The sequence below is a fragment of the Cupriavidus sp. WGlv3 genome, from assembly GCF_023952475.1.
Classification (GTDB): Bacteria; Pseudomonadota; Gammaproteobacteria; order Burkholderiales; family Burkholderiaceae; genus Cupriavidus; species Cupriavidus phytorum.
This window is the reverse complement of record NZ_JALHRX010000008.1, coordinates 79307-100518: the sequence shown is the minus strand read 5'-3', so window position 1 is coordinate 100518 and position 21212 is coordinate 79307. Positions and strand designations below refer to the sequence as shown.

Genomic DNA, 21212 nt, shown 5'->3' with positions numbered 1-21212 from the left:
GCGTCGGCCGCAGTGCATCAGGAGGCACGCTTGGACACCACCCGGCAGCTCCCAGATTCCGTCCGCCCCGGTGACCTCATCGTCGCCCGGCCGGAAGGCCTCTATTGCCCGCCCGGCGATTTCTACATCGATCCTTGGCGCCCGGTCGAGCGCGCCGTCATCACGCACGCCCACTCCGACCACGCCCGCTTCGGCCATGCGCACTACCTGTGCGCCGCTCCCGGTCGCGGCGTGCTGCTGGCGCGGCTGCCCGGCATCCGTCTCGATACCCTGCGCTACGGCGAACACATCACCCACCACGGCGTCACGCTGAGCCTGCATCCGGCCGGGCACGTGCTGGGCTCCGCCCAGGTGCGGCTGGAACATCGCGGGCAGGTCTGGGTGGCCTCGGGCGACTACAAGCTGGAAGCCGACGGCACCTGCGACCCGTTCGAGCCGGTGCCCTGCGACACCTTCATCACCGAAAGCACGTTCGGCCTGCCGATCTACCGCTGGCCGCCGCAGGCGACGCTGATGGCCGAGATCTTCGACTGGTGGCACGCCAATGCGCGCGCCGGGCGCGCCAGCATCGTCTACGCCTATACCTTCGGCAAGGCGCAGCGCATCCTGCATGGACTGCTGCGGCATGCCGGCGCGGACAGCATGCCCGGCCCTGTGATCATCCATGGCGCGCTGACGCAGCTCAACGCCGCCTATGCCGAGGCCGGCGTCGCGCTGCCGCCGACGGCACTGGTCTCGGAACTGCCGGCGCGCAGCCCGCTGCTGCGCCAGGCGCTGGTGGTGGCGCCGCCGTCGGCGCAGCGTTCGCCGTGGCTGCGGCGTTTCGGCGATGCCTCCGACGCCTTCGCCAGCGGCTGGATGCAGCTGCGCGGCACGCGCCGGCGGCGCGGCGTGGACCGCGGCTTTGCGCTGTCCGACCATGCCGACTGGCCCGGACTGCTGCAGGCGATCAGCGCCACCGGCGCCGCACGCATCATCGTGACCCACGGCAACGTGCCGGTGATGGTGCGCTATCTGGGCGAGCGCGGCTGGCAGGCGCAGGCCTTCGACACCGAGTACGGCGACGACGATGAAGCCGCGCGCCCGGACCCGGCGGTGCCCGCCGCAGCGGGCCAGGAAGAGGGCCACGAAGAGGCCGCGCCATGAAGGCCTTTGCCGACCTCTACGCCGCGCTGGACGGCACCACGTCGACCAAGGCCCGGCTGGCCGCGCTGGTCGAATACCTGCGCGTCGCGCCGCCCGGGGATGCCGCGTGGGCCGTTTATTTCCTGGCGGGCGGCAAGCCGCGGCAGATCGTGCCGGTATCGCTGCTGCGCGACCTCGCGCGGCAGGCCGCCGACCTGCCCGACTGGCTGTTCGAGGAGAGCTACCAGGCGGTCGGCGATCTCGCCGAAACCATCGCGCTGCTGCTGCCGGATCCGCGCGATGCCGACCACGCCGGCCTGGCCGAATGGGTCGAGCAGCGGCTGCTGCCGCTGCGCGGCCTGCCGCCGGAAGCGCTGATGCCGCGGCTCGACGCGCTGTGGCGCCCCCTCGATGCGCATGGCCGGCTGGTGCTGTTCAAGCTGATCACCGGCGCCTTCCGCGTGGGCGTGTCGCGGCTGCTGGTGACGCGCGCGCTGGGCGAGGTGGCCGGTATCGACCCCAAGCGCGTGGCCGAGCGCATGGTCGGCTACACCGACCTGTCGGCGCGGCCCGACGCGGCGCGCTTGCTGGCCCTGCTGGCGCCCGAGGACGAAGACGACCGCGCGCTGCGCGCCGGCGGCCAGCCGTATCCGTTCTTCCTGGCCCACCCGCTGCAGGCACCGGCCGAGCAGTTCGACAGCGTGCTGGGCGCGCCCGGCGCGTGGCTGGTGGAGTGGAAGTGGGACGGCATCCGCGCCCAGCTGGTGCGGCGCGGCGGCCAGACCTGGCTGTGGTCGCGCGGCGAGGAACTGATCACCGAACGCTTCCCGGAACTGCAGCAGGCCGCCGCGCCGCTGCCGGACGGGACCGTGCTCGACGGCGAGATCGTGATCTGGCAGCAGGGGCGCGTGCAGCCGTTCGCGCTGCTGCAGCAGCGCATCGGCCGCAAGACGCTGAGCGCCAGGCTGCTGCGCGAGGCGCCGGCGATCCTGATGGCGTACGACCTGCTCGAGTGGCAGGGCGAGGACTGGCGCACCCGCCCGCAAGCCGAGCGCCGTGAGCAGCTGGCACAGGTGGTGGCGGAGCACGTCCACCCCGCGCTGGAACTGAGCCCGCTGGTCGAGGCCGACAGCTGGGAACACTATGCCCGCCTGCGCGACGCCTCGCGCGAGCTGGGGGTGGAGGGCTTCATGCTGAAGGCCGCCGGCGCGGCCTATGGCGCGGGCCGCACCAAGGATGTCGGGGTCTGGTGGAAATGGAAGATCGACCCGTACTCGGTCGATGCCGTGCTGGTCTACGCGCAGCGCGGCCACGGCCGCCGCGCCAGCCTCTATACCGATTTCACCTTCGCGGTCTGGAACGGCCCGCCCGGTACGCCGGGCCGCGCGCTGGTGCCCTTCGCCAAGGCCTATTCCGGGCTGAGCGATGCCGAGATGCGCGCGGTCGACGCCATCGTCCGCCGCACCACGGTCGAGAAATTCGGCCCGGTGCGCAGCGTGGAGCCGACCCAGGTGTTCGAGCTCGGCTTCGAAGGCATTGCCCGCAGCGGCCGCCACAAGAGCGGCATCGCGGTGCGCTTTCCGCGCATGCTGCGCTGGCGCACCGACAAGCCGATCGACGAGGCCGACACGCTGGCCACGCTCGAAGCGATGCTGCCGGTCCCCGGCGCGCCGCGGGAGGATGCGGCATGAACCCGCCGCGCGGCGCGCGCCAGCCCGCGATCGATCCGGCGCCCACCCCACCTCCATTGACCGTGGCCCAGGGCATGCAGGCGCTGTTCGACGCGCGCGGCTGGCAGCCCTTCGCCTTCCAGCGCGAAGTCTGGACCGCGATCGCGCGCGGCCAGAGCGGGCTGCTGCATGCCACCACCGGCACCGGCAAGACCTATGCGGCGTGGCTGGGCGCGCTGATGGCATTCGCCACGCCGCGCACGGCCCCGTCGCACGACAAGCCCGCGCCGCCACTGACCGTGCTGTGGCTGACGCCGATGCGCGCACTGGCGGCCGACACCACGCGCGCGCTGCAGGCGCCGCTGGCCGAGCTCGAGCTCGACTGGACCGTGGCGCTGCGCACCGGCGATACCGGCAGCGCCGAGCGCGCGGCCCAGCAGCGGCGCTTGCCGACCGCACTGGTGACCACGCCCGAAAGCCTGACGCTGATGCTGACCCGTGCCGACGCGCACGACACGCTGCGGCGCGTGCGCATGGTGGTGGTCGACGAATGGCACGAGCTGCTCGGCAACAAGCGCGGCGTGCAGGTGCAGCTGGCGCTGGCGCGGCTGCGGCAATGGCAGCCCGCGCTGATGGTGTGGGGGCTGTCGGCCACGCTCGGCAACCTGCCGCACGCGGCCGACGTGCTGCTGAGCGGCGTGCCCGGCGAGCGGCGCGTGCTGGTGCACGGCCATACGCCGAAGACCCTGGTGATCGACACCTTGCTACCTGACAACGCCAGCCGCTTCCCGTTTGCCGGCCACCTGGGCCTGTCGATGCTGCCGCACGTGGTCGAAGAACTGGCGCACGGCGGCACCACGCTGGTGTTCCTGAATACGCGCTCGCAGGCCGAGCTGTGGTACCAGGCGCTGCTCGACGCGCGGCCCGAATGGGCGGGCGAGATTGCCTTGCACCACGGCTCGCTCGACCGCGCGGTGCGCGAATGGGTCGAGCTGAACCTGAAGAACGGCGCACTGCGCGCGGTGGTGTGCACCTCAAGCCTGGACCTTGGCGTCGACTTCCTGCCGGTGGAGCGCGTGCTGCAGGTCGGATCGCCCAAGGGAGTGGCGCGCCTGCTGCAGCGCGCCGGGCGCTCCGGCCATGCGCCGGGCCGCGCCTCGCGCGTAACGGTAGTGCCCACGCACAGCCTGGAACTGGTCGAGGCCGTGGCCGCGCGCCATGCGGTGCAGGCCGGCCGGATCGAGGCGCGCGAGTCGCCCGACAAACCGCTCGACGTGCTGGTGCAGCACCTGGTGACGGTGGCGCTGGGCGGCGGCTTCCGGCCCGAAGCGTTGCTGGCCGAGGTGCGCTCCGCCTGGGCCTACCGCGGCCTGACCGACGAGGAATGGCAGTGGTGCCTGGACTTCGTGCGCCAGGGTGGCGCCACGCTGACGGCGTACCCGGATTTCCGCCGCGCCGTGCCCGACGACGATGGCGTCTGGCGCGTGCCGGACGCGGGCCTGGCGCGGCGCCACCGCATGAGCGTGGGCACCATCGTCAGCGATGCCACCATGCAGGTGCGCTACTGGAGCCGCGCCGGCAGCGGCGGCGCCGCGCTGGGCTCGGTCGAAGAAGGCTTTATCGCGCGGCTCGCGCCCGGCGACTGCTTCCTGTTCGGCGGCCGGCTGCTGGAGCTGGTGCGGGTGCAGGAGATGACCGCCTTCGTGCGCCGCGCGACCGGCCGGCGCCCGGTGGTGCCGCGCTGGAACGGCGGCAAGATGCCGATGTCGACCGAGCTGGCCGAGGCCGTGATCGACACGCTCGCCGCCACCGCGGCGGGCCGGCTGGATCCGCGCGACACCCCCGAGCTGCCGCTGATCCAGCCGCTGGTGGACCTGCAGGCGCAGTGGTCGGCGCTGCCCTCGCGCCATACCCTGCTGGCCGAATCGCTGCATTCGCGCGAGGGTTGGCACCTGTTCCTCTATCCGTTCGCCGGACGCTCGGTGCACCTTGGCCTGGGCAGCTTGCTGGCATGGCGGCTGGGACAACAGGTGCCGGCCACGTTCTCCGTGGCGGTCAACGACTACGGGCTGGAACTGCTGGCGTCGGCGCCGGTGGACTGGGCCCGCTGGCTGCCGCAGGTCTTGGCCGACGAGCGCCGGCGCGACCTGGCTGCCGACGTGCTGGGCAGCCTCAACGCCGGCGAGCTGTCGTTACGGCGTTTTCGCGAGATTGCCCGCATCGCCGGGCTGATCTTCCAGGGCTACCCCGGCGCGCCCAAGAGCGCGCGCCAGCTGCAGGCCTCGTCCAGCCTGTTCTACGAGGTCTTCCGCAAGCACGACCCCGGCAACCTGCTGCTGGGCCAGGCCGAACGGGAAGTGCTGATGCAGGAGCTGGACGCGCACCGGCTCGCCGCGACGCTGGAGCGGCTGTCCGCGCTGAAGCTGGACCTGCACGCGCTGAAGCGGCCCACGCCGCTGTCGTTCCCGCTGGTGGTGGAATTCCTGCGCGAGAAGCTCAGCACCGAAAAGCTCGCCGACCGCATCGCCCGGATGCTGGCCGACCTGGAACTGGCGGCCGGACCCGAGCCCGCCGAAGCCGCGGGCATGCCGGCCGAGATGATGGCCGATGCCGTGGCCGAAGCCGCGCGCTTCGGCATGGCCGACCATGCCGGCCCTTCCGCCCGCACGGCGCGCCGGCCCCGACGCCCGCGCAAGCCGTCGAAGCCGTTGCCGCTGCTATGAGCCCCGACGCCCGCACTTTGGAGCAGGGTGGCGCGATGGCGGTGTCGGTCGGCGGCGAGACCTTGTGGCTGCTGCCCGAACATGCGCTGTGGTGGCCGGCGGCCGGCATGCTGATGGTGGCCGACGTCCACTTCGGCAAGGCCGCGGCGTTCCGCGCGCTGGGGCAGCCGGTGCCGCACGGCACCACCGGCGACAACCTGTCGATGCTGACCCGGCTGGTACGCCAGCTGCCCGTCGATGAACTGGTATTCCTCGGCGACTTCCTGCACGCGCGCGCCGCGCGCACGCCAGCGGTGCTGCAGGCGTTGTACGACTGGCGCCAGGACTTGCCGGCGCCGTTGCGCTGCACGCTGGTGCGCGGCAACCACGACGCGCGCGCGGGCGACCCGCCCGCTGCGCTCGGCATTGCCGTGGTGTCCGAGCCCGCGGTGGCGGGCCCGTTCGCGCTATGCCATATGCCCGGCACGTCGCCGCTGGGCTATGTGCTGGCGGGCCACCTGCACCCGGCCTGCCGGTTGCGCGGCAGCGGCGCCGACAGCCTGCGCCTGCCCTGCTTCCTGTTCGGGCCGCGCGGCGCCATCCTGCCTGCGTTCGGCGCCTTCACCGGCCATGCCACGGTGCGGCCGCAGGCCGACGAGCGCGCCTATGTGGTCGGCAGCGGCAGGGTCTGGCCGGTGGGCCCCAGGCGTCAGAACAGCGGTCAGAACAGCGGTCAGAACAACGTATAGCCGCCGTCGATGACGAAGGTATCGCCGGTGTGGTAGGCCGAGGCCGGGCTCATCAGGTAGACCGCGATGCCGGCGAAGTCGCTGCCCTCGCCCCAGCGGCGCATCGGCACGCGCTTGTGCACCATCTCCTGGAAGGCATCGTTGCCCTGCGCCGCGCTGGTCATCTCGGTCTTGATCCAGCCCGGCAGGATCGAATGGGCGCGGATGCCCTTGCGCGCGTACTCGACCGCGAGCCCGCGCATCATCGAGATCACGCCGCCCTTGGTGGCGGCGTAGTGCTCGGCGCGCGGCGCGCCTTCGATGGCGGCGACCGAGGCCGTGCTGCACAGCACGCCGCCCTCGCCCTGCGCCAGCATCTGCCGCACCGCCGCGCGCAGCGTGAAGAAGGCGCCGTCCAGGTTGACCCGCAAGGTGCGGCGCCAGGCCTCGGTCTCGAGCTGGTCGAACGGTGCCTTGCTGCCGCTGCCGACGCCGGCGTTGGCAAAGCAGCCGTCGATGCGGCCCAGCGCCGCCACCGTGCGCGCCATCGCGGCGTCGACCGCCTGCTCGTCGCCCACGTCGCACAGCTCCGTATGCACCTTGCGCCCGTGCCGGCCCAGCCGGTCCGCCGCGGCGGCGTTCTTGTCCGCGTTGGTGCCCCAGATCGCGATATCGGCGCCGGCCGCGGCCAGTCCTTCGGCAATGCCCAGGCCGATGCCGCCATTGCCGCCGGTCACCAGGGCCACCTTGCCGGTCAGGTCGAACGGATGCGTGCTCATGTCTGTCTCCTCGGATGGTTTGTCGCTGTCTTGGCCGGACATTGTTGGCAGGACAGGCGCAAAAGCTCGTCGTCGGAACAGATGAAATTGCTCAACGGAAAGGGAAACAGAGAAGCGGGCGTGGCGCGGCCACGCCGCACTGCAGCAAGGGCATCAGGCGATGCCCGCGGTACGCGCATGCCCCGACAGTCGTGCCGGTGGCGCTGCGCGGTACGCTACGCGATGTGGCCTAGCGCAAGCCGAAGAAGCTGAGTACCGCGAGAATGATGACCACGGCTCCAACAAGCCAGACGATGTTCATGACAGCTCTCCTTGTCCCAAAGGTCCCGACGCGGCCTCAACCGACGCCTTGTGGCGGGTGGATGGTCGACCCGGTCACATGACTCTCGGGCCAGCGATATACCCATCGCTGCCAGTACCTCCCGCAACATTCGTGCCTTGGGTTGCCGGTGCATCGGGCGGCGCACCAGCGACCGTTGCAAGCGCCAGCACCTGCCGCGTGCGCCACGAATCCACGGATTACAAGGAAAGCCAGGGTCTTAATTACAAACGCATGACATGGCGGTCTGCGGCACTTTTGGCACCTGTGGCAGCTGTGGCGACGCATCCGCGCCTGGCGTGGTGCCGCACCTGAGCAGCTCGCCGGGCGTGCAGCCGAAATGCCGCTTGAAGCGCCGGCCCAGGTGAGACTGGTCGGAGAACCCCACCAGCGTGGCCACCAGCGCCAGCGGATAGTCGCCCGAGCGGATCATCTCGCGCGCGCGCAACAGGCGCACGCGCTCGACATACGCCATCGGCGTTTCACCCATGCTGCGCTTGAACATGCGCGCGAAATGGAAGCGGCTGACCTTGGCGAGATCCGCCAGCGCCTGCAGCGTCACCACCTCCGGGGTGCCGTGGATATAGTCCAGCACCCTGCTCAGCGCATGCGGATGCAGGCCGCCGGGCGTCGGCGAGGCCCCCGGGTCGCCGACATTGAAGCGATGCACCAGATGGGCGGACAGCGCGCAGGACAGGGACTCGGCAATCAGCAGCTGCGCCGGATGCGCGGCAAGCTGCAGTTCTCGCGCCAGCGTGAAGATCAGGGTCTCGGCAAATCCGTCGCGCACGCCGAAGCAGTTGCGCAGCTGCTGGGTGCCGCGTGGCAGGCGCATGGTGGCATCGGCGGCTTCGTCCAGCAGGGTCGGTGGAACCCTGGCAATGACGATGGAACCGGGCCGGTCCCAGCTCCAGCTGGATTCGACTTGCCGCGGATGCAGGCTGAGATTGCCGGGAAAGACGATGCTGCGATGGACCTGGCCCAGGCGCCGCTGCTCCAGCGAGGCATGTCCGGCCAGCCGCATCGCCAGCATGTCGTGGTCCAGCTCCGGCGACGACACCGCCCCGCCCGAGCGCCAGTGGTGGACCTGTACGGTGATGCCCGCCCACGGCCGTCCGCGGCTGCTGACATCGGGACTAACCGGCAACTCCGCATCGATAACGCCATGTCTGGTCGACGCTCGCATAGGCACTCAACCCCGCAAGGCCCAGGTCGATAGCGTCGGGGCCAGGGCCACGTCCCCGCTGCGCATGGAAGCATATGAAGTTAACGGGGCGAAGTAAACCGGCCTGCACACGCCCGAAGCATGCCCCGATCGGAGACGCAAGAATCGTCCACCGCAGCGCAACGTCATTCTATTTCGATGACCGCCTGTAGCGGTAGCGTTGCGACGACTGCCCGCCAGTCCGAAGTCGCCATGCACCCTTCGCTAACCGCGGCGACGGGACGCGCCCATCCCGCAGCAACTTGCAGAATGCGCCCCCGGGTCGTTGCCGCAGCGGATTGCTGAAGGGGTGCAAGCCTGCAGAGCGTCCGTCCCCACCGGCTCAAATCCATTGGGCCCAGCAAAGAGGAATGTCAACCATGTCAAGTCCTGTTCGTTCCAACGGCACCCAGTCAGAGTCCGGCGATGCCGGCGGCTCGCCCCGCATGCCGCTGCGCATGACGATCAACGGCACGCCGCATCAGCTTGAAATCGATCCGCGCGAATCCCTGCTTGACGTACTGCGCGAGCGCCTGGACCTCACCGGCGCGAAGAAGGGGTGCAACCAGGGCGCATGCGGCGCCTGCACGGTGCTGGTGAACGGGCGCCGCATCAACAGCTGCCTGACCCTGGCCGCGCTGTGCCACGACGCGCAGGTCCGCACCATCGAAGGCCTGTCGGCGCCCGGCGATGCATTGCATCCGCTGCAGGCCGCGTTCATCGCGCACGACGGCTTCCAGTGCGGGTTCTGCACCGCCGGCCAGATCATGTCGGGCGTCGCCTGCCTCGACGAGGGCCATGCCGGCTCGGCCGACGAGGTGCGCTTCTGGATGAGCGGAAACATCTGCCGGTGCGGGGCGTACCCGGGCATCGTCGCCGCGATCGCCGAACTCGGGCAAAGGAAGCTGCCATGATTCCCTTCACCCTGCACAAGGCCGGCTCGGAAGCCGAAGCCCTGGCGGCCGCCGCTGCCGGCGCCCGCTTTATCGCCGGCGGCACCACGCTGGTGGACCTGATGCGCGAGCACGTGGAACAGCCCGCGCGCCTGGTGGACATCAACGCGCTGCCGCTGAACCATATCCGCGCGGAAGGCGACGAGCTGGTCATCGGCGCGCTGGCCCGCATGGCCGACGTGGCCGCGCACCCGGACGTGCTGCGGCTGCAGCCGGTGATCGCCGAGGCGCTTATCGAAGGCGCCTCGCCGCAATTGCGCAACATGGCCAGCATCGGCGGCAACCTGCTCCAGCGCGTGCGCTGTCCCTACTTCCGCATGCTCGACGCGGCCTGCAACAAGCGCGCGCCGGGCAGCGGCTGCGCCGCCGTCGACGGCCTGCACGCCGGCCATGCCATCCTGGGCACGAGCGCGCATTGCAGTGCCACGCACCCGTCCGACCTTGCGGTCGCGCTGGTGGCGCTGGATGCGGTGGTCCATGTACGCGGCCCGGACGGCGCGCGCCACATCGCCGTGGAAGACCTGTACCGGCTTCCCGGCACCACGCCGCATCTGGAGCACACCCTGGCGCCCGGCGAACTCATCGTCGAGGTCAGGGTTCCGGCGCTCTCGTGCGGGCGCACCGCGCGCTATCTGAAGGTGCGGGACCGGGCCTCCTATGAGTTTGCCCTGGTATCGGCCGCGGCGGCGTTCGAGCTCGGCGACGGCGTGATCCGCGCCGCGCGCCTTGCCTGCGGCGGGGTGGGCACGCGGCCATGGCGCATGCGCGCGGCCGAGCTGGCGCTGCAGGGCAAGCCGCCGACGCGCGCGAGCTTCGAGGCGGCGGCCTTGACCACGATTGCCGACGCCACGGCGCTGCCCGGCAACCGCTTCAAGGTCGCCCTGCTGCAACGCACGGTGGTACGGGCCCTCGAACTGGCAGGAGAATGCAAATGAACACCAACCACATCGGCCAGCCACACGCCCGCGTCGACGGCCGCGCCAAGGTCAGCGGCAGCGCGCAATACGCCGCCGACTTCAACCAGCCCGGACAGGCCTACGCCGTCATCGTCGGCGCCTCGATCGGACTGGGACGGCTGACGGAACTCGACACCGAAGCCGCGCAGCGCGTGCCCGGCGTGCTGGCGGTGCTGACCCACCAAAACACGCCAAAGCTCGCCTACGCGCCGCACAAGGGCTTTATCGATCCGGCACATGGCGAGCGCCTGCACGTGCTGCAGGATGACCGCGTGCACTTCTACGGCCAGCCGGTCGCCGTGGTCGTGGCACAGACGCTGGACCAGGCCGAGCACGCCGCCACCCTGCTGCGGATCGGCTATGCCGCGCAAACCCCGGTCTGCGACCCGCTCGACCCGCGCGCCGAAGCCGTGGTGCCGGAGGCAGGACGCGAGCCGGGGCCGCACGCGGCGGACCGGGTCCGTGGCGACCCCGACGCGGCATTAACCGCCGCGGCCGTCAGCATCGACGCGCACTACGATGCCGCACGCGAGAACCACGTGCCGATCGAGCCGAACGCCACCGTTGCCGCCTGGGAAGGCGAGCGGCTGACGCTCTGGAGCAAAAGCCAGTTCGTGGTCAACGAGCAGGCCGAGATAGCGGCGATCCTGGGCCTCCCGGCCGCGAACATCCGCGTGGTCTGCCCGTTCATCGGCGGCGCGTTCGGCACCAGCCTGCGCACCTGGCCGCACGTCACGCTCGCGGCCGTGGCCGCGCGCGTGGTGGGCAGGCCGGTCAAGCTGGTGCTGTCGCGTCGGCAGACGTTTCATCTGGGGGGGCATCGACCGCGCACGGTACAGCGCGTGGCGCTGTCGTCCACGCCCGACGGACGGCTGACCGCCATCGTGCATGAAGGCAGCGGCGAAACCAGCCGCTACGAGCAGTTCGCCGAGGCGCTGACAGCGGTCACGCCGTTCCTCTATAGCTGCCCCAACGTGCGCACCCGCTACCGGCTGGTGCCACTGGACATCAGCACCCCCACGTATATGCGCGGCCCGGGCGAGGCCACCGGCGTCTTTGCGCTGGAATGCGCGATGGACGAGCTGGCGCACGCGCTCGAGATGGATCCGCTCGAGCTGCGCCGGCGCAATGAGCCCGGGCTCGACGAAGGGATGCAGCTGCCGTTCTCGAGCCGCTCCATGCTGGCCTGCTACGAGCGCGGCGCCGATGCGTTCGGCTGGTCGCGCCGCACGCTCGCGCCCGGCTCCATGCGCGACGGCCGCCTGCGCATCGGCTGGGGCATGGCGTGCGCCAGCTACCCGGTGTTCCATGGCCAGGCCAGCGCGCGGGTGCGCCTGCTTGCCGACGGCACGGCCGAAGTCGAGGCCGCCGCCAGCGACATGGGGCCGGGCACCTATACCTCGATCACCCAGATCGCCGCGGAAACGCTGGCGCTGCCGCTGGAGCGCGTGCGCTTCAGCCTGGGCAACTCCGATTTTCCGCCGACCCCGCCGCATGGGGGCTCGATGACGCTGGCGTCGGTCGGCTCGGCGGTGCGCGCCGCCTGCCTCGCCGCGCTGGACCAGCGCCGCGAGACAGGCCATGGCAGCGGCATCATCGAGGCCAGCGCCACCGCCGGACCGGATGCTGCGGTGCACGGCCGGTTCTCCATGCACGCGTTCGGCGCGGTGTTTGTCGAAGTCGCGATCGATCCCGATGTCGGCACCATCCGGGTCCGGCGGGTGGTCGGCGCCTATGGCGCGGGCCGCATCGTCAACCCGCGGCTGGCCGCCAGCCAGTGCACCGGCGGCATGGTCGGCGGCATCGGCATGGCGCTGATGGAGCGAACCGCGCTGGACCCGCGCGACGGCCGCCCGGTGAATGCGCACATGGCGGACTACCTGGTGCCCGTCAACCTGGATATCCAGGGACTGGAGGCGCATTTCGTCGACGAGGTCGATCCCCACGTCAACGAGCTGGGCGTCAAGGGACTCGGTGAGATCGCGCTGGTGGGAGTGGCGCCGGCCATCGCCAACGCCGTCTTCCACGCCACCGGAAAACGCGTGCGGGAGCTGCCGATCCGCATCGAGCACCTGGTCGAGCACTAGCGGCCTGCCCGCCTGCGAGGCCATGACTGGCGCTATGATGGCGCATTCCCAACCTCAGGTTGCCAGTCATGGACAAGGCCCGGGTCCTCACCCTCTTCCTCGGCGTGGTGCGCGCAGGCAGCTTCCGGCGTGCCGCGGTCGAGGCCGGCGTCACGCCGCAGGCGGCGAGCAAGGCGGTGCGCACGCTCGAGGCCCACCTGGGCGTGCGCCTGCTGCACCGGACCACGCGCAAGCTCAGCTTGACCGAGGAGGGCGCGCGGCTGTTCGAACTGACCGCGCCCGGCATGCGCCAGCTCGACGAAGCGCTCGAGCAGGTCCGCGCCAGCCGCGGCGACGACGACGGGCTGATCCGGCTGACCGCGCCGCCGTCGCTCGGCAGCCGCGTGCTGGTGCCGCTGGTCAAGGGCTTCCGCGACCAGCATCCCGGCATCGGCTTCGACGTGGTGCTGAGCGACCTCTTCACCGACCTGGTCGAAGCCAGGATCGACGTCGGCTTCCGCGTCGGCACCAGCCCCGGCCAGAACCTGGTGGCGCGGCGCCTGTGCGACCTGCCGCTGGTGATCTGCGCCGCGCCGGAGTACCTGGCGCGGCACGGCGAGCCGGCCACGCTCGACGACCTGCCGCGGCACCAGTGCACCGGCTTCCGCCGCCCCGCCACCGGCCGCATGGTGCCGTGGGAACTGCAGGTGGACGGCAACCTTGTGTACCAGGAGCTGCCGGCCGTGGCCAGCTTCAACGATGTGGAAACCGAGGTCGAGGCGGTACGCGCCGGCATCGGCATCGGCCAGCTGCCCGCCTACATGGTCCATGCCGACCTGGTCAGCGGACGGCTCAGGGCAGTCCTGACCGGATACAGCAGCAGCCAGGTCGGGCTGTACATGTACTACCCGCACCGCAGCCAGATGCCGGTGCGGGTCCGGCGCTTCATCGACTTCGTGGTAGCAGCCTCGCGCGGCGCGGAGCAATCGTTGTCGCGGCTGGTGGGGGTGGCGGACTGAGACGTCCATCGCCGGCCCGCGCCACCGCGCTCGCAGCCGGCGCCACCCACCCGCATAGATCGGCGGCCAGAAGCGCCCCCTCCTTCTCCCGGGCCTGACTCCCATTTCCTTCCATTCCCCCCGCCCGTTGCCTTCGCTTGATTTTTTCTCAACCGAAAGCGCCTGAAATATCGTTTGTCGCGCGGCCCGCCGGCGACAACCATTACACCAGGCCCAACCGCAGGAGACAGCCATGTCAGACCATCCCTATCCGCTCTGGAGCGCGGAACCCGTTCCCCATCTGCTTGCCTCGCGCGAGCGCGCCACCGGCGCCTGGATCTTCCCGGCGCTGCCCGCCGACTCGCCGCTGGCCGAGGGCCATGAGGCCGCCGCCATCACCGGCACGGGCACGCTCTACAGCTATACCGTGATCCACCCCGCGCCCAAGACCGGGCAGCCGCCGTACGCGCTCGGCTATGTCGATTTCGTCGGGCCGGTGCGCATCTTCGGCCGCCTGCTGGGCGCGGCGCGCCCGGTCATCGGTGCGCGCTACGCGCCGCGGCATGACGCCGAGCTTGGCTATGTGTTCGAAGACGTCCCGGCCTGAACGATCGAGAGAAGGAAAAGGTAAGCACCATGCAGGACATCTACATCCACGGCGGCGCGATGACGCCGTTCGGCCGCCATCCCGGCGTGCTGGCGCCGGAACTGGCGCAGCAGGCCATCCTGAAGGCGCTGGCCGACGCCGACGTGCCGGCCGGCCGCATCCAGGCGGTCTACTGCGCCAACGTGCTGGGCGGCATGATCCTCGGCCAGCTCATCGTGCGCGACCTGGGGCTCAAGGGCATCCCGGTCTACAACGTCGAGAACGCCTGCGCCAGCGGCGCCACCGGCGTGCACCTGGCGCGGCACGCGCTGCTCGCCGGACAATACGACACGGTGCTGGTGTTCGGCATCGAGCAGCTCACCGCGCTCGGCGGCGGCACCATCCCGCTGCAGCGCAACGACCACAAGACCGAGCTCTATGCCAGGTCCGGCATGGTGCTGCCCGCGGTCTATGCGATGCGCGGCACGCGCTTCCTGTACGAGCGCGACGCCCGGCCGGCCGACCTGGCCGAGGTTGCGGTCAAGAACCGCCACCACGGGTCGCTCAACCCGTACGCGCAGCAGCGCAACTCCACCACGGTCGAAGAAGTGCTGGCCTCGCGCATGATTGCCGATCCGCTGACGCTGCTGCAATGCTGCCCGTCGCAGGTCGATGGTGCCGCCGCGCTGGTGCTAGGCACGCACCGTCCGGCGCAGCCGCGGCCGGTGAAGGTGCTGTCGTCGGTGGTGGTGTCGGGCATGCGCGAAGAGGCCGACGACGACATCCTCGATGCCGAGATCACCGCGCGCGCCGCGCGCCAGGCCTACGTGCAGGCTGGGCTCGGGCCGCAGGACGTCGACGTGGTCGAGCTGCACGACGCCTTCACCATCGCCGAGCTGCTCTACTACGAGGCCCTCGGCCTGGCGCCGCGCGGCGACGCCGTGGCGCTGCTCAAGTCCGGCGCGACGCGCCTGGGCGGGCGCGTGCCGGTCAACCCCAGCGGCGGGCTGCTGGCCAAGGGCCATCCGCTAGGCGCCACCGGCGTGGCGCAGATGGTCGAGATCCTGTGGCAGCTGCAGGGCCGGGCCGGCGCACGCCAGGTGGCGGAGGCCCGCATCGGCCTGACGCAATGCACCGGCGGCGGCATTGCGGGCGTGGACCACGCCGCCTCGTCCGTCCACCTGCTGGGAGTCTGAGATGCGCACACAAAGCTTCGATTCCGCGCACGTGGCGGTGGTGACCGGTGCCGCGCGCGGCATCGGCCTGGGTATCGCCACGCAGCTGGCGCGCCAGGGCCTGGCCGTGGCCCTGCTCGACCGCGACGCGGCCGCGCTCGATGCCGCCGTCGGCGCGCTGGTTGCCGAGGGCTTCAATGCCTTCGGCGCCAGTGCCGACCTGACCGACTCGGCCGCGGTCAACGACGCCTTCGCGCAGGTGCAGGCACGCACTGGCCGCGTCGACTACCTGGTCAACAACGCCGGCGCGGTGCGCGACATGCGCTTCCTGAAGATGAGCGACGAAGACTGGGACCTGGTCGTCGACACCAACCTGCGCTCGCAATTCCTGTGCTGCCGCGCGGCGCTGCCAGGCATGGTCGAGCGCGGCTACGGCCGTGTGGTCAACATCTCGTCGCGCGCGTGGCTGGGCGGCTTCGGGCAGGCCAACTATGCCGCGGCCAAGGGCGGCGTGGTCAGCCTGACGCGTTCGCTGGCGATCGAGTTCGCGGCCAAGGGCATCACCGTCAACGCGGTGGCGCCGGGCATCGTCGATACCCCGCTGTTCCGCGGCTTTGCCGCGGACGTGCAGGCGCGCCTGCAGAAATCGGTGCCGGTGCAGCGCATCGGCACCGCCGACGATATCGCCAATGCGGTCAGCTTCTTCCTCGACCCACGCGCGTCGTATGTGACGGGGCAGGTGCTCTATGTCTGCGGCGGGCGCAGCCTGTCGTCGCCCAGCGTATAAGGAGGCCGCCATGACTGTACGACGCCAACTCGAAGGCGCGGTCGCGGTGCTGACCATCGACCGACCCGAGGCGCTCAATGCGCTGGACCTGCCCACCCTGCGCGAACTGCGCGCCCACCTGGCCGAAGTGCGCGACCGCGACGACCTGCGCGTGGCGGTGCTGACCGGCGCCGGGACGCGCGCCTTCTGCGCGGGCGCGGACCTGAAAGGCACGCGCGAATCGCCCGCCAGCTACGCGCAGGCGCTGTTCCGCGCGCCGGAACCGGCCGCCGACCTCGGGCTCTATATCCGCCTGATGGACCTGGCCGGCCTGGACCTGTGCAAGCCGCTGATCGCGGCGGTCAACGGCCACTGCCTCGGCGCGGGTCTGGAGCTGGCGCTGCAATGCGATGTGCGGATCGCATCGGCACAGGCGAGCTTCGGCCTGCCCGAAACGGCGGTCGGCTCGATCCCCGCGGTCTCGGGCCTGCACCGGCTGCTGAAGGCCGTGCCCGCGGCGCACGCGATGCAGATGGTGCTGACCGGCGAGCGGATCGATGCGGAACAGGCAGCCCGCATCGGGCTGGTCAGCGAGACGGTGGCGCCGGACGTATTGCTCGACCGCGCGCTGGCGATCGCCGCGCGCATCGCCGCCAATGCGCCGCTGGCGGTGCAGGCGGTCAAGCGCCTGTCGCGCCAGACCAGCCACCTTGGCGAAGCCGACGCGCAGCAGCTCACCGAACTCTACTGGGGCGTGCTGCGCGATACCGCGGACCGCACCGAAGGCCGACAGGCTTTCGCCGAGAAACGCCAGCCCCGTTACACCGGGCGTTGAGCGTTCGAAAACCCATCGAAAGGAGACAGACCATGACTGGCATGACCCGATTCGCACGCACGGCGCTGGCCGCCATGCTGGCAGCCACGGCGCTGGGCGCGGCGGCGCAGGCGCCCTTCCCGGCGCAGAAGCCGATCACGCTGGTGGTGCCGTTCGCCCCCGGCGGCGGCAACGATATCCTGGCGCGGCTGATCGCGCCCAAAATGGGCAAGCTGCTGGGCCAGACCATCGTGATCGAGAACAAGCCCGGCGCCGGCGGCAACCTCGGCACCGATTTCGTCGCTCACGCGGCACCCGATGGCTATACGCTGGTGATCGCCTCGAGCCAGGTCACGATGAACCCCTTTCTCGGCACCAGGGTGCCCTTCAATATCGAGCGCGACTTCGCGCCGGTGGGGCGCATCGCCGCGGTGCCGATCATGCTGGTGGCCAATCCGGAGCAGCCGTTCCGCACGCTGCAGGACTTCATCCAGTACAGCCGTGCCAACCCCGGCAGGCTCAGCTACAGCAGCCCGGGCAACGGCACGCCGCAGCACCTGGCCGGCGAAGTCTTTGCCAAGCTCAATCGCACCGAACTGCTGCACATCCCGTATCGCGGCACCGGGCCATCGATCACGGACCTGATGGGGGGGCAGGTGCAGATCTCGTTTGCGACCATTGCCTCGGCGATCCAGTATGTGCGCGCCGGCAAGCTGCGCGCGCTGGGCATTGCCGGCAACAAGCGCACGGCGCTGATGCCTGATCTGCCCACCTTTGCCGAGGCCGGCGTAACCGGCTACGACGCCGAGCTGTGGTACAGCCTGCTGGCGCCGGCGCACACGCCCGGCGCGGTGGTGGACAAGCTCAACGCCGCGCTGGTCACCGCGCTGAAATCGCCCGACATCGCCGAGCAGATGGCCAGACAAGGCTTCGAGCCGCAGGCCTCGTCGCCGGCCGAGCTGAAGGCCCATATCGGCAAGGACCTGGCGCGCTGGCAGCGGCTGATCCAGGACAACGGCATCAAGGTGGCGCTATGAACGCGCCCGCCCCTGCCGCCACGGCCCAACCCACGCTGCGCGACGCCCTGGACGGCCTGACCGTGATCGACTTCACGCAGATCGGCGCCGGGCCGACCTGCACCATGCTGCTGGCCGACATGGGCGCCAGGGTCATCAAGGTGGAGCCGCCCGGCGGCGAACTCGGCCGCGGCCTGGGCCCCGCATGGATCGGCGACGACAGTGCGCTGTTCCACGGCTTCAACCGCAACAAGCTGGGCGTGGCGCTCGACCTGAAGTCCGCCGACGGCGTGGCGGTGGCGCGCCGCCTGGTCGCGGGCGCCGACATCGTGGTCGAGAGCATGCGTCCCGGGGTGATGGCGCGCCTCGGCCTCGATCATGCGCAACTGGCGGCCGACCATCCGCGGCTGATCTATTGCTCGATCTCGGCCTACGGCCAGCACGGACCCTATGCGCAGCGCGCCGGCGTCGACGGCATCCTGCAGGCCGATTCCGGCCTGATGAGCCTGACCGGCGCGCCCGACGGCGAACCCTGCAAGGTGCAGGCGCCGGTGGTCGACGTCATGACCGGCTATGTGGCCTGCATGGGCGTGCTGGCCAAGCTCGCGCAGCGCGCGCGCGACGGTCTGGGCGGTCATCTCGACGTCAGCCTGTTCAATGCGGCGCTGGCGCTGCAGCAGTCGTCGCTGACCAGCTATGGCGCCGACGGGCAGCTGCCGCAGCGCATCGGCAGCGCCGCCCCCTACTCCGCGCCCAACCAGGCCTTCCGGACCGCCGACGGCTGGATCATGGTGGCGGCCTACATGCCCGAGCGCTGGCGCCGGCTGTGCGATGTGCTGGACCAGCCAGGCCTGGCCGACGATCCGCGCTTTGCCACCCCGGCGCGGCGCGTGGCCAATCGCGCCGACATGGTGGCAGCGCTGACCACCGCCTTCGTGAAGCACACCACCGAGTGCTGGCTGGCGCTGCTACATGAGGCCGACATCCTGTGCGCGCCGGTGGCGAACTACGAGCAGGTCCTGGCGCATCCGCAGGTGGCGGCCAACCGCATGATGCAAAGCGTGCGGCACGACACGCTGGGCGAGATCCGCATGCCGGGCTTCCCAATCAACAGCGTGCAGGAGAACGCGCTGCCGGCACGTCCGGCGCCGGCCCGCGGCCAGCATACCGAGGCTCTGCTGGCCGAGCTTGGCTACAGCCACGACGAGATTGCGGCCCTGTCGGCATCGGGCGCGGTCCACTGCGGCGTGCCGGCGGCGCGACCGCAGGCGGCCCCGCCGGTGACCGCTACCGCCTGAGGCTGCACCGCTTCCGCCCGGCGCTTCAACCCTGCGCTTCGAACTGCGCCAGCAGCCACTGCCGGAACACCGCCATGCTCGGGCTCTCCTTGCGGTCCGCGGGCGTCAGCAGGTAGTAGGTGAAATCACCCATATCCACGGTCTGGCGGAACGGCGCCACCAGCCGGCCCGCATCGAGGTCGGCCGCCACCAGGAAGCGCTGCGCCATCGCAAAGCCCTGGCCTTCGACCGCCGCCGCATAGGCCATGGCCGAGCTCTGGAAGGTCATGCCGCTGCGCGCGTCGACCGCCTTGTCGGCGCGCGCGGCTTTGAGCCAGTGGCTCCAGTCATCGGGGCGCGCGATCGAATGCAGCAGGGTCTGGTGCTGCAGGTCGGCGGCGCGCTTCACCTTCGGCCCCGCGTCCAGCAGCGTCGGGCTGCACACCGGCACCAGGATGTTCGACACCAGCCGGTAGGCGTTGACGCCGTGCCAGTTGCCGTCGCCCAGCCGGATGGCGCCATCGATATCCTCGCGGCGGAAATCGACCGGATCGAGCGAGGCGGTCAGCAGCACCTCGATGCCGGGATTGGCGGCATGGAAGCTCGACAGGCGCGGGATCAGCCAGCGCATGGCAAAGGTGGTATAGGCGCGCACCTTGAGCTGCCTGCGCCGGGCGCGCTTGCTCAGGCGGCGCGTGGCGTCGCGCAGCTCGTCCATCGCGCGGGTCACGGCGCGGTAGTAGTCCTCGCCGGTGCGGGTCAGCGAGATCTGGCGGTGGCCGCGATGCAGCAACTGCACGCCCAGGCCCTGTTCGAGCGCGCGGATCTGCCGGCTGACGGCGCCAGGCGTGACGTGCAGCTCTTCGGCCGCGACCGTGATGCTGAGATGCCGAGCGGCCGCCTCGAAGGCGCGCAACGCGTTCAATGGGGGCAGTTTGTCCATGCCGGCGAGTCTGCCATACGGTTGAGGTTTGCTCAATCGAAACAGACGCAGATTCATTGACAACTAGTAGTTGCCATTGAAACGCCATTGGGGTGGCTAGTGTTGCGGGCCCCGCCAGCCTAAATTTGTCTCCGTGGCCCCCGCCATCCGAGATCGCAGTCCAACGCCACGCAACCGCAAAGGAGATTCACCATGTCCGCCAGCCAAACCCAAGCCATCCCCACCAGCCCCGCCAGCACCGACGCCAAGGTCTGGTTCATCACCGGCGCCTCGCGCGGCTTCGGCCTCGAGCTGACCCGCGCCGCGCTGGCCCGCGGCGACCGTGTCGTCGCCACGGCGCGCAACCCGCAGGCCGTGACCGGCGCCGTGGGCGAGCATGAAAATCTGCTCGCGGTGGCGCTGGACGTGACCAGCGAAGCCCAGGCAGTCGCCGCCGCCGAGGCCGCGGTGGCGCGTTTTGGCCGCATCGACGTGCTGGTCAACAACGCCGGCTACGGCCTGCTGGGCGCGGTGGAAGAGGCCTCGGCCAGGGAAGTCGAGCAGCAGTTCGCCACCAACGTGTTTGGCGTGCTGGCGGTGACGCGCGCGGTGCTGCCGCAGATGCGACGCCAGCGCCGCGGCCATATCGTCAATATCTCGTCGATCGGCGGCTATGCGGCGTATCCGGGCTGGGGCGTGTACGGCGCCACCAAGTTCGCGGTCGAGGGCCTGACCGAAGCGCTGTCGGCCGAGCTGGCGCCGCTGGGCATCCACGCCACGGTGGTCGAACCTGGCTTCTTCCGCACCGACTTCCTCGATGCCAGCTCGCTGGTGCGCGTCGGCACGGAGATCGGCGAGTACGCCGAGACGGTCGGCGCGATGCGCGCTCACATGGCCTCGGCCAATCACCAGCAGCCCGGCGACCCGGCCAAGCTGGCCGCGGCCCTGCTCGCGCTTGCCGACAGCGACACGCCGCCGGTGCGGTTGCCGCTGGGTTCCGACACGGTCGCCCGGATTGCCGACAAGCACCGCAAGGTGGAAGGCGAGCTGGCCGCGTGGCATGCGCTCGCGGTGTCGACCGACCACGCCGACGCACGCGACTGAGCCTGCGCCGCGCAGCGCACGGTTTGCTGCACTGCAGTCAAGCCGGCGCGTC

General features: G+C 70.7%; 18 protein-coding genes. 15 read left to right on the top strand and 3 right to left on the bottom strand.

Annotated elements, in window-relative coordinates:
- The first annotated feature begins 30 nt into the window (after nt 1-30).
- The 4 genes from MKD38_RS15415 to pdeM are packed head-to-tail and all read left to right on the top strand — an operon-like array spanning nt 31 to nt 6246.
- The gene (locus MKD38_RS15415) at nt 31-1146 is read left to right on the top strand and encodes a ligase-associated DNA damage response exonuclease (RefSeq protein ID WP_252678026.1); all 1116 of its coding nucleotides are present in this window, start codon (nt 31-33) and stop codon (nt 1144-1146) included.
- Nucleotides 1143-2816: an ATP-dependent DNA ligase gene (locus tag MKD38_RS15410; RefSeq protein ID WP_252678024.1), complete on the top strand. Its 1674-nt coding sequence runs from the start codon at nt 1143-1145 to the stop codon at nt 2814-2816. The genes MKD38_RS15415 and MKD38_RS15410 overlap by 4 nt, the downstream gene beginning before the upstream one ends.
- Complete coding sequence (locus MKD38_RS15405; protein WP_252678022.1) at nt 2813-5518, top strand: ligase-associated DNA damage response DEXH box helicase; 2706 nt, start codon at nt 2813-2815, stop codon at nt 5516-5518. Before MKD38_RS15410 ends, MKD38_RS15405 begins: the two co-directional genes overlap by 4 nt.
- Entirely contained in the window at nt 5515-6246 is a 732-nt protein-coding gene (pdeM, locus tag MKD38_RS15400; protein WP_252678020.1) for a ligase-associated DNA damage response endonuclease PdeM, read from the top strand. Before MKD38_RS15405 ends, pdeM begins: the two co-directional genes overlap by 4 nt.
- On the opposite strand, the gene MKD38_RS15395 is transcribed toward pdeM, so the two are convergent.
- Nucleotides 6231-7004, bottom strand: a complete 774-nt coding sequence (locus MKD38_RS15395) for an SDR family NAD(P)-dependent oxidoreductase (RefSeq protein WP_252678018.1) — start codon at nt 7002-7004, stop codon at nt 6231-6233. The genes pdeM and MKD38_RS15395 overlap by 16 nt on opposite strands.
- Before the next feature lie 539 nt (nt 7005-7543).
- Nucleotides 7544-8509 (bottom strand): helix-turn-helix transcriptional regulator, encoded by a 966-nt coding sequence (locus MKD38_RS15390; RefSeq protein WP_252678016.1) that lies wholly within the window; start codon nt 8507-8509, stop codon nt 7544-7546.
- 476 nt (nt 8510-8985) lie between these two features.
- Here MKD38_RS15390 and MKD38_RS15385 point away from each other — a divergent pair, with 476 nt between their 5' ends.
- The 10 genes from MKD38_RS15385 to MKD38_RS15340 all read left to right on the top strand — a co-directional run bounded on the left by MKD38_RS15385 (nt 8986) and on the right by MKD38_RS15340 (nt 19155).
- Entirely contained in the window at nt 8986-9441 is a 456-nt protein-coding gene (locus tag MKD38_RS15385) for a (2Fe-2S)-binding protein (RefSeq protein WP_371925700.1), read from the top strand.
- Nucleotides 9438-10415 carry an FAD binding domain-containing protein gene (locus MKD38_RS15380; protein ID WP_252678014.1) on the top strand — a complete coding sequence of 326 codons (978 nt, stop codon included), beginning with the start codon at nt 9438-9440 and terminating at the stop codon, nt 10413-10415. Before MKD38_RS15385 ends, MKD38_RS15380 begins: the two co-directional genes overlap by 4 nt.
- Nucleotides 10412-12523: a xanthine dehydrogenase family protein molybdopterin-binding subunit gene (locus MKD38_RS15375; RefSeq protein WP_252678013.1), complete on the top strand. Its 2112-nt coding sequence runs from the start codon at nt 10412-10414 to the stop codon at nt 12521-12523. Before MKD38_RS15380 ends, MKD38_RS15375 begins: the two co-directional genes overlap by 4 nt.
- Nucleotides 12524-12591: 68 nt before the next feature.
- On the top strand, nt 12592-13521 hold the full coding sequence (locus MKD38_RS15370) for a LysR family transcriptional regulator (RefSeq protein WP_252678012.1): 930 nt from the start codon (nt 12592-12594) through the stop codon (nt 13519-13521).
- A 232-nt stretch (nt 13522-13753) separates the two neighbouring features.
- Nucleotides 13754-14107, top strand: a complete 354-nt coding sequence (locus tag MKD38_RS15365) for a Zn-ribbon domain-containing OB-fold protein (RefSeq protein WP_252678011.1) — start codon at nt 13754-13756, stop codon at nt 14105-14107.
- 29 nt (nt 14108-14136) lie between these two features.
- Nucleotides 14137-15282: a thiolase family protein gene (locus MKD38_RS15360; protein ID WP_252678010.1), complete on the top strand. Its 1146-nt coding sequence runs from the start codon at nt 14137-14139 to the stop codon at nt 15280-15282.
- 1 nt (nt 15283) lies between these two features.
- Nucleotides 15284-16048, top strand: a complete 765-nt coding sequence (locus MKD38_RS15355; protein WP_252678009.1) for an SDR family oxidoreductase — start codon at nt 15284-15286, stop codon at nt 16046-16048.
- Nucleotides 16049-16058: 10 nt separating this feature from the next.
- Entirely contained in the window at nt 16059-16862 is an 804-nt protein-coding gene (locus tag MKD38_RS15350) for an enoyl-CoA hydratase/isomerase family protein (protein WP_252678007.1), read from the top strand.
- A 32-nt stretch (nt 16863-16894) separates the two neighbouring features.
- A complete protein-coding gene (locus MKD38_RS15345; protein ID WP_252678006.1) occupies nt 16895-17878 on the top strand; it encodes a tripartite tricarboxylate transporter substrate binding protein in 984 nt (327 codons plus the stop codon).
- Nucleotides 17875-19155 (top strand): CaiB/BaiF CoA transferase family protein, encoded by a 1281-nt coding sequence (locus MKD38_RS15340; protein WP_252678005.1) that lies wholly within the window; start codon nt 17875-17877, stop codon nt 19153-19155. Before MKD38_RS15345 ends, MKD38_RS15340 begins: the two co-directional genes overlap by 4 nt.
- A 25-nt stretch (nt 19156-19180) precedes the next feature.
- Here MKD38_RS15340 and gcvA read toward each other — a convergent pair whose 3' ends face one another.
- Entirely contained in the window at nt 19181-20077 is an 897-nt protein-coding gene (gene gcvA / locus MKD38_RS15335; protein ID WP_252678004.1) for a transcriptional regulator GcvA, read from the bottom strand.
- A 192-nt stretch (nt 20078-20269) separates the two neighbouring features.
- Here gcvA and MKD38_RS15330 point away from each other — a divergent pair, with 192 nt between their 5' ends.
- On the top strand, nt 20270-21160 hold the full coding sequence (locus MKD38_RS15330; protein WP_252678003.1) for an oxidoreductase: 891 nt from the start codon (nt 20270-20272) through the stop codon (nt 21158-21160).
- Nucleotides 21161-21212 lie beyond the last annotated feature (52 nt).

Bases quoted from the DNA above. Each gene is read 5' to 3' on its own strand.
- MKD38_RS15355 (WP_252678009.1), top strand. From the start codon at position 15,284: ATGCGCACACAAAGCTTCGATTCCGCGCACGTGGCGGTGGTGACCGGT.
- MKD38_RS15370 (WP_252678012.1), top strand. From the start codon at position 12,592: ATGGACAAGGCCCGGGTCCTCACCCTCTTCCTCGGCGTGGTGCGCGCA.
- MKD38_RS15345 (WP_252678006.1), top strand. From the start codon at position 16,895: ATGACTGGCATGACCCGATTCGCACGCACGGCGCTGGCCGCCATGCTG.
- MKD38_RS15395 (WP_252678018.1), bottom strand. From the start codon at position 7,004: ATGAGCACGCATCCGTTCGACCTGACCGGCAAGGTGGCCCTGGTGACC.
- MKD38_RS15360 (WP_252678010.1), top strand. From the start codon at position 14,137: ATGCAGGACATCTACATCCACGGCGGCGCGATGACGCCGTTCGGCCGC.
- MKD38_RS15375 (WP_252678013.1), top strand. From the start codon at position 10,412: ATGAACACCAACCACATCGGCCAGCCACACGCCCGCGTCGACGGCCGC.
- MKD38_RS15350 (WP_252678007.1), top strand. From the start codon at position 16,059: ATGACTGTACGACGCCAACTCGAAGGCGCGGTCGCGGTGCTGACCATC.
- MKD38_RS15330 (WP_252678003.1), top strand. From the start codon at position 20,270: ATGTCCGCCAGCCAAACCCAAGCCATCCCCACCAGCCCCGCCAGCACC.
- MKD38_RS15410 (WP_252678024.1), top strand. From the start codon at position 1,143: ATGAAGGCCTTTGCCGACCTCTACGCCGCGCTGGACGGCACCACGTCG.
- MKD38_RS15365 (WP_252678011.1), top strand. From the start codon at position 13,754: ATGTCAGACCATCCCTATCCGCTCTGGAGCGCGGAACCCGTTCCCCAT.
- MKD38_RS15380 (WP_252678014.1), top strand. From the start codon at position 9,438: ATGATTCCCTTCACCCTGCACAAGGCCGGCTCGGAAGCCGAAGCCCTG.
- MKD38_RS15385 (WP_371925700.1), top strand. From the start codon at position 8,986: ATGACGATCAACGGCACGCCGCATCAGCTTGAAATCGATCCGCGCGAA.
- MKD38_RS15390 (WP_252678016.1), bottom strand. From the start codon at position 8,509: ATGCGAGCGTCGACCAGACATGGCGTTATCGATGCGGAGTTGCCGGTT.
- MKD38_RS15405 (WP_252678022.1), top strand. From the start codon at position 2,813: ATGAACCCGCCGCGCGGCGCGCGCCAGCCCGCGATCGATCCGGCGCCC.
- pdeM (WP_252678020.1), top strand. From the start codon at position 5,515: ATGAGCCCCGACGCCCGCACTTTGGAGCAGGGTGGCGCGATGGCGGTG.
- MKD38_RS15340 (WP_252678005.1), top strand. From the start codon at position 17,875: ATGAACGCGCCCGCCCCTGCCGCCACGGCCCAACCCACGCTGCGCGAC.
- gcvA (WP_252678004.1), bottom strand. From the start codon at position 20,077: ATGGACAAACTGCCCCCATTGAACGCGTTGCGCGCCTTCGAGGCGGCC.